The organism is Streptomyces sp. YS-3 (genome assembly GCF_045257485.1).
In the GTDB taxonomy this organism is placed as follows: Bacteria; Actinomycetota; Actinomycetes; order Streptomycetales; family Streptomycetaceae; genus Streptomyces.
Genome location: NZ_JBJHPC010000402.1, coordinates 1 through 6,774 on the forward strand (window position 1 = coordinate 1; position 6,774 = coordinate 6,774).

A 6,774-nucleotide genomic window follows, 5' to 3' on the forward strand; every position below is an offset into this window, starting at 1 on the left:
CGGAGGGAGATGGCGAACTTCAAGGTGCCGCGGGAGGTGGTGTTCGTGGGGGAGCTGCCGCGGAACGCGTCGGGGAAGGTGGTGAAGGGGGTCCTGCGGGAGTTCTCCCCCGCCACGCCCCTTCCCTGAACCGGCCGGGGGCGAGTAACCCTGGCCCGGGCTTTTGTATGTGCCCCGGTGGGGGGCTGGTGACTCAGTCGTGTCGTCTGCGGACCGGTGGGGGCCGGTCGCGCAGTTCCCCGCGCCCCTGAGGGGGTCCGCCGCGGCGAAGAACTGAGCTCGGCCCCGACAGGGGCGCGGCCTCCCCCTCTTCCCCCTCTCGGCGGGCCCGTTCTCGTCTGGCATGGCCGCTCCTCTCCGTAGTGATGGCACTACTCTGTGGATTCAGCGTGACCGCACAGCGGGAACCCCTCAACTTGTTGGAACGGCACGGAAGGTTGGCGAACGCCCCTTGAACCGCAAGGAGTTGGATCCGGACAGCTCACCCCAGGCCGCCTTCGGTGCGCGTCTGCGCAGTTCGCGGGAGGAGCGGGGGTGGACCCAGGAGGAGACGGCCGAGCGCATCGGCTATTCCAGTACGCATGTCTCGGCGGTGGAAACCGGCCGCAAACTGCCGACTCTTCGCTTCGCGCACAGCACGGACACGGCGTTCGGCACCGGCGACGCCTTCGAGCGCGCGTACCGCAAGGTCCGCAATGCCGGACTGCTGGAGGGCTTCCCGCAGTTCGTGGAGCACGAGGCGCACGCGGCGGAGGTCCGGCTCTACGAGGTCGGCGTGATTCCGGGTCTGCTCCAGACTCCGGAGTACGCGGCCGTGCTCGCCCAGAGTGCGGTCAAGCGGGGGGCGATCTCCCACGAGCAGGCGAAGGAGCGGATCTCCCTTGTCGCCGAACGGCAGGCCGCCCTCGAACGCACGCCCCCACCGCTGGTCCACGCGGTGCTAGACGAGAGCTGTATTCGTCGGCCCATCGGGGAACCGTCCGTCATGGACGCGCAGTTGGCGCGCCTGCTGGAGTTCGCCGACCTGCCGACCACGCTCTTCCAGGTGGCCCCGTTCAGCATGGGAGCCCGCCGCCCGTTCGACCTGCCGGTCACGATCCTGACGCTGCCGGACCGGTCACTCGTGTCGTACGCGGAATCCGCCCAACGAGGGCATCTGGAGCGGGAATCCACCTTCGTGCTGCCGCTGTTGACGGCCTACCATCAACTGCAAGGCGAATCCCCCTCCCAGGCGGAGGCAGTGGCCATGATCAGCAGGTTACGAAAGGGCACCCCGTGACGACCGACCATCTGCAATGGTTCACGTCCTCGTACAGCAACAACGGCGGCCAGTGTGTTCAGGTCGCCCACACCGTCGCCGCCACGCGCGGCGTGGTCCCCGTCCGTGACTCCAAGCGCCCGGACGGTCCCGTCCTCGACATCCGTGCCGAGGCCTACTCCTCCTTCGTCTCGGGCGTCAAGACAGGTTGGTTCGACCACGCCTGAGGGCTCGATCAGGCGCGTACGCGCGGCAACCTCCCGCCACTCCCGTCTCCGCGGGGAGTGGCGGGTCCTCGTGCGAGGCGGAGGGCCCGGCTACCCCGCCCAGAGCCCCGTGTCCGTCAGCCCCAGCAGACCGATCGCGTTACCCCGAACGATCCGCTCCACCACATCCCCCCGAAGATGCGCCATCTGCGCCGCCCCCACCTCCTTCGACTTCGGCCAGGTGGAGTCCGAGTGCGGGTAGTCCGTCTCGTACAGGACGTTGCCCACCCCTATCGCCCCCAGGTTCCGCAAGCCGAACGCGTCGTCGAAGAAGCAGCCGTAGACGTGTTCCGCGAAGAGTTCGGACGGGGGGCGGTGGACCTTGTCCGCCACTCCGCCCCAGGCGCGGTTCTCCTCCCAGACCACGTCCGCGCGCTCCAGGATGTAGGGGATCCAGCCGATCTGGCCCTCCGCGTACATCACCCGCAGCCGGGGGAAGCGTTCGAACTTGCCGCTCATCAGCCAGTCGACCATCGAGAAGCAGCAGTTGGCGAAGGTGATCGTGGAGCCGACCGCGGGCGGCGCGTCCGCCGAGGTGGACGGCATGCGGGAGGACGAGCCGATGTGCATCGCGATCACCGTGCCCGTCTCGTCGCACGCCGCCAGGAACGGATCCCAGTAGTCCGTGTGGACCGAGGGCAGGCCCAGGTGCGGCGGGATCTCGGAGAAGGCCACCGCCCGCACGCCGCGCGCCGCGTTGCGCCGTACCTCCGCCGCCGCGAGCTCCGCGTCCCACAGGGGGATCAGGGTCAGCGGGATCAGCCGGCCGTGCGCCTCGGGGCCGCACCACTCCTCCACCATCCAGTCGTTGTACGCCCGCACCGACAGCAGCCCCAGCTCCCGGTCGGACGCCTCCGTGAACGTCTGGCCGCAGAAGCGCGGGAAGGTGGGGAAGCACAGCGCCGACTGGACGTGGTTGATGTCCATGTCCGCGAGCCGCTCCGGGACGCTGTACGAACCCGGCCGCATCTGCTCGTAGGTGATCACTTCGAGGCGGATCTCGTCCCGGGCGTACCCGACCGCCGTGTCCAGCCGGGTCAGCGGGCGGTGCAGGTCCTCGTACACCCACCAGTCGCCGACCGGTCCCTCGTCGCCCGGCGCGCCCATGACCGGCGCGAACCTGCCGCCGAGGAAGGTCATCTCCTTGAGGGGCGCGCGGACTATGCGCGGGCCCGAGTCCCGGTACTTCGACGGGAGCCGGTCCTGCCAGACGTGCGGCGGCTCCACCGTGTGGTCGTCCACCGAGATGATCCTCGGGAAGCTCTCCACGGTCTCCACAGTCTCCATGGTCTCCATGACTCCTCACGGTAGACCTGAACTGACGATCCGTCAGCTACTCGGTCCGCCGTGCTCGCGGCGTGGGACGGCGGAGCCGACGGCTCCCCCGGCCCCGCGTACTGGTCGCACCTCGGCCACTCACCCGTCACTCCTCGGCCATTCGCCCCTCCGCCCCCGCCGTGCGACGCCCGTCCGTCCCCCGGCGCGGCCATGGACAAGCGCCGGTGACCTGTAACGAAAGTGTGCAGAGCCCTTGTGCGGAGCGTCACCCGTAGCTGACGCGCATGCCATGGACAGGGCAGACTGGCACGGGCATTACCAGCGCTACGGGGGCACAGGGGGTCGCTATGGACCGAAACGGCGAGCCGCGCATTCCGGAGCAACGGGCTCCGGGTTCGGCAGCGGACGCCGGCCAGGCCGCGGACACCGCGGACCTGCGCTTCGGCGTGCTCGGACCCGTACGCGCCTGGCGGGGCTCGGAGGCCCTGCCGTCCGGCTCACCGCAGCAGCGGGCCCTGCTCGCCGCCCTGCTGCTGCGCGACGGCCGCACGGCCACCGCCGCCGAGCTGATCGACGCCATCTGGGGCGACGAGCCGCCGTCGCAGGCCCTGGCCGCGATACGGACGTACGCCTCGCGGCTGCGCAAGGCCCTCGGGCCCGGCGTACTGGTCAGCGAGTCCGGCGGGTACGCCATCCGGCTCACCTCCGGCGTCCTCGACCTCGCCGGGGCCCAGGAGCTGGCCGCCGAGGCCGAGAAGGCGCGGGCCGGCGGCGACCAGACGCGGGCGCGCGAACTGCTCAAGGCCGCGCTCGCGCTGTGGACCGGTGAGCCGCTCGCCGGCATCCCCGGCCCGCACGCCGACACCGAGCGCACCCGGCTCGTGGAGTGGCGCCTGCAGCTCACCGAGGCGCGGCTCGACATGGAGCTGGACGCCGGCTGCCACGCGGAGGCCGTCTCCGAGCTGACCGCGCTGACCGCCGCGTACCCGCTGCGCGAGCGGCTGCGGGAGCTGCTGATGCTCGCGCTCTACCGCAGCGGACGCCAGGCCGAGGCCCTCGCGGTCTACGCGGACACCCGGCGCCTGCTCGCCGACGAGCTCGGCGTCGACCCGCGCCCCGAGCTCTCCCGGCTCCAGCAGCGCATCCTCCAGGCCGACGAGGACCTGGCCAGGCCCGCCGAGGCCCCGGCCGCCCCCGCTCCCGTCCGGGCCGCCCAGCTCCCGGCCTCCGTCCCGGACTTCACCGGCCGGGTCGCCTTCGTCCAGGAGCTGTCGGCGCGGCTCGCCGCCGCCGGGTCCACCGTCATGGCCGTCTCCGCGCTGGCCGGGATCGGCGGGGTCGGCAAGACGACGCTCGCGGTGCACGTCGCCCACGCGGCCCGCCCGCACTTCCCCGACGGCCAGCTCTATGTCGACCTCCAGGGCACCGGCCCGCGCGCCTGTGAGCCGGAGGCGGTGCTCGGCGCGTTCCTGCGGGCGCTCGGCACCCCCGACGCGTCCATCCCCGACTCGCTGGAGGAGCGCGCGGCCCTGTTCCGCTCCACGCTCGACGGCCGCCGCGTCCTGGTGCTGCTCGACAACGCGCGCGACGCGGCCCAGGTGCGCCCCCTGCTGCCCGGCACGGCGGGCTGCGCCGCGCTGGTCACCAGCCGGATCCGGATGCTGGACCTGGCCGGGGCGTACCTGGTCGACCTGGACGTGATGTCCCCCGAGGAGGCCCTCCAGCTCTTCACCAGGATCGTGGGCGAGGAGCGGGTGGGCGCCGAGCGCCAGTCGGCGCTGGACGTGGTGGCGGCCTGCGGCTTCCTGCCGCTGGCCATCCGTATCGCCGCCTCCCGGCTCGCCTCCCGGCGCACCTGGACCGTCTCGGTCCTCGCCGCCAAGCTCGCCGACGAGCGGCGCCGGCTGGACGAGCTCCAGGCCGGCGACCTCGCGGTCAAGGCCACCTTCGAGCTCGGCTACGGCCAGCTGGAGCCCGCCCAGGCCCGCGCCTTCCGGCTGCTCGGGCTGCCCGACGGCTCGGACATCTCGCTGGCGGCAGCCGCCGCCGTCCTGGACCTGCCGCTCCAGGAGACCGAGGACCTCCTCGAATCCCTCGTCGACACCAGCCTGGTGGAGTCGGCGGCCCCCGGCCGCTACCGCTACCACGACCTCGTACGGCTCTACGCGCGTGCCTGCGCCGAGCGCGACGAGGACCCGCCGTCCGAGCGGGCCGAGGCCATGTCGCGGCTGCTCGACTTCTATCTGGCCACGGCCGCCCGGGTGTACGCGATCGAGCGGCCCGGCGACCGGCTGGTGGAGCACCTGGCGCCCACCCAGTACCCCGGCCTCACCTTCACCGACGGGCACGCGGCCGTGGACTGGCTGTACGCGGAGGCCAACTGCCTGCTGGCGTGCCTGCACCAGTGCGCGGCCGACCCGGCGATGCTGCGGCGCGCGGTGGACCTGCTGTGGGCGGCCAAGGACCTCGCCGAGTCCGGGGCCAACTCGCGCCAGTACGAGACCACGGCGGCGGCGGTACGCGACGCCGGGCACCGGCGGGGCGACGCGAGCGCGGAGGCGCGGGCCCGGCTCGCGCTCTCCACCGTGCTGCTCGTCTCCGGCCGCTTCGAGCAGGCGGACGAGGAGGCGCGGGTCTCCGCGCTGCTCGCCCGGGAGGCCGGCGATCCGATGCCGGCCGGGGCCGCGCCGACCGACCGCGGGATCATCGCGTTCTACCAGAACCGGCACGCGGACGGCGAGCGCTTCCTTCAGGAAGCCATAGAGAACTACCGCGCCGACGGCAACCGTCCGGGCGAGGCCAGCGCGCTGTGCAACTTGTCCCGTATCCACGTGAACATGGGCCGGACGGCGAGCGCGGTCGAGCTCGCCCAGCGCGGGCTGGACATCTTCAGCGAGATGGGCCTGGCGCTGCGGTGCGCCAACGGCCGCTTCGCGCTGGGGATCGCGCTGACCCGGGCGGGCCGGCTCGACGAGGCGCTGTCCCAGCTCGGCCAGGCCCTGGAGGTCTTCCAGGAGAACCGGCACCGGCTGTGGGAGGGCACCACGCACTTCCGTATCGCCGAGGCCCACTTCGCGGCGCGGCGCCCGGCGCGGGCGGCCCAGCACGCGGAACAGGCGCTGGCGCTGCGCTGCATCGGCGGGGAGTGGATGCGCGGCAACGTCCTGACGACGCTGGGCCGGGCCCTGGACCAGCTCGGCCAGGCCGACCGGGCGCGCGCGTGCTGGCGCGAGGCGCTGGCCATCTACGAGTCGACGGGTGCGGCGGAGGCCAAGGACGTACGGCAGCTGCTGACTCTGACGGCGGCGGCGTAGCGGCTGCCGCACCCGCCACCACCAGGGCTTTCGCTCGGCGCGGCGGCTTCGCGCGCCCCGCGCCGAGGCGGCCGTCCCGGCACCGTCCAAGGGGTTGCCGACGCCGTTTAGCCTTCGTTTATCGCCCCTAGGCACTCTTCTACTCAACGATCCGCCGCGTCGGGGGGCAGGCGGGTCGACGGTGGGCCTCCCCGCTACTGTGGACGGCCCTTGCAGTGCCCGTCCGGCGACCCTCGGGGGAGCCGCCGGGCGGGCACCGTTCACAGCACGACATGCAGCAACTCAGGGGAGCTGAACACGATGAGTGACGGTAACAAGCCCGAGACCGGCGACACCACCACGCAGGAGAACCACGCGGGGATCCCGGGCTCCGGCGCGGGTACGGGGACGGGCACCATCGTCCCGATGGAGAACCACGCGGGCCTGCTCGGTGGCGACGCCACCATCAAGCCCCTTGAGAACCACGCCGGGCTCGTGGGCGTGGGCGGTCCGGTCAAGCCCATGGAGAACCACGCGGGTCTGATCGGTACGGACGTGCTCAAGCCCCAGGAGAACCACGCCGGTTCCGAAGAGGTCTGAGCACCCGGGCACCACTGCTGGGCGGGGACCGGCCGCGGCGACGCGGAGGGGGGGTCGCCGCGGCCGGCGACACACGGGG

5 protein-coding genes are annotated in these 6,774 nt (G+C 72.6%); 4 read left to right on the forward strand and 1 reads right to left on the reverse strand.

What is annotated here, in order from left to right:
• The first annotated feature begins 451 nt into the window (after positions 1–451).
• Positions 452–1,279: a helix-turn-helix domain-containing protein gene (locus ACJA3G_RS26400; protein WP_406555546.1), complete on the forward strand. Its 828-nt coding sequence runs from the start codon at positions 452–454 to the stop codon at positions 1,277–1,279.
• Positions 1,276–1,485 carry a DUF397 domain-containing protein gene (locus ACJA3G_RS26405; protein WP_406555547.1) on the forward strand — a complete coding sequence of 70 codons (210 nt, stop codon included), beginning with the start codon at positions 1,276–1,278 and terminating at the stop codon, positions 1,483–1,485. The genes ACJA3G_RS26400 and ACJA3G_RS26405 overlap by 4 nt, the downstream gene beginning before the upstream one ends.
• Positions 1,486–1,575: 90 nt before the next feature.
• Here the strand turns inward: ACJA3G_RS26405 and ACJA3G_RS26410 are convergent, their stop codons facing one another.
• The gene (locus ACJA3G_RS26410) at positions 1,576–2,793 is read right to left on the reverse strand and encodes an amidohydrolase family protein (protein WP_406555549.1); all 1,218 of its coding nucleotides are present in this window, start codon (positions 2,791–2,793) and stop codon (positions 1,576–1,578) included.
• Between the two features lie 356 nt (positions 2,794–3,149).
• On the opposite strand from ACJA3G_RS26410, the gene ACJA3G_RS26415 reads away from it, so the two are divergent.
• Positions 3,150–6,116 carry a BTAD domain-containing putative transcriptional regulator gene (locus ACJA3G_RS26415; protein WP_406555548.1) on the forward strand — a complete coding sequence of 989 codons (2,967 nt, stop codon included), beginning with the start codon at positions 3,150–3,152 and terminating at the stop codon, positions 6,114–6,116.
• 300 nt (positions 6,117–6,416) lie between these two features.
• The gene (locus ACJA3G_RS26420; RefSeq protein WP_358832786.1) at positions 6,417–6,695 is read left to right on the forward strand and encodes a hypothetical protein; all 279 of its coding nucleotides are present in this window, start codon (positions 6,417–6,419) and stop codon (positions 6,693–6,695) included.
• The last annotated feature ends 79 nt before the right edge of the window (positions 6,696–6,774 follow it).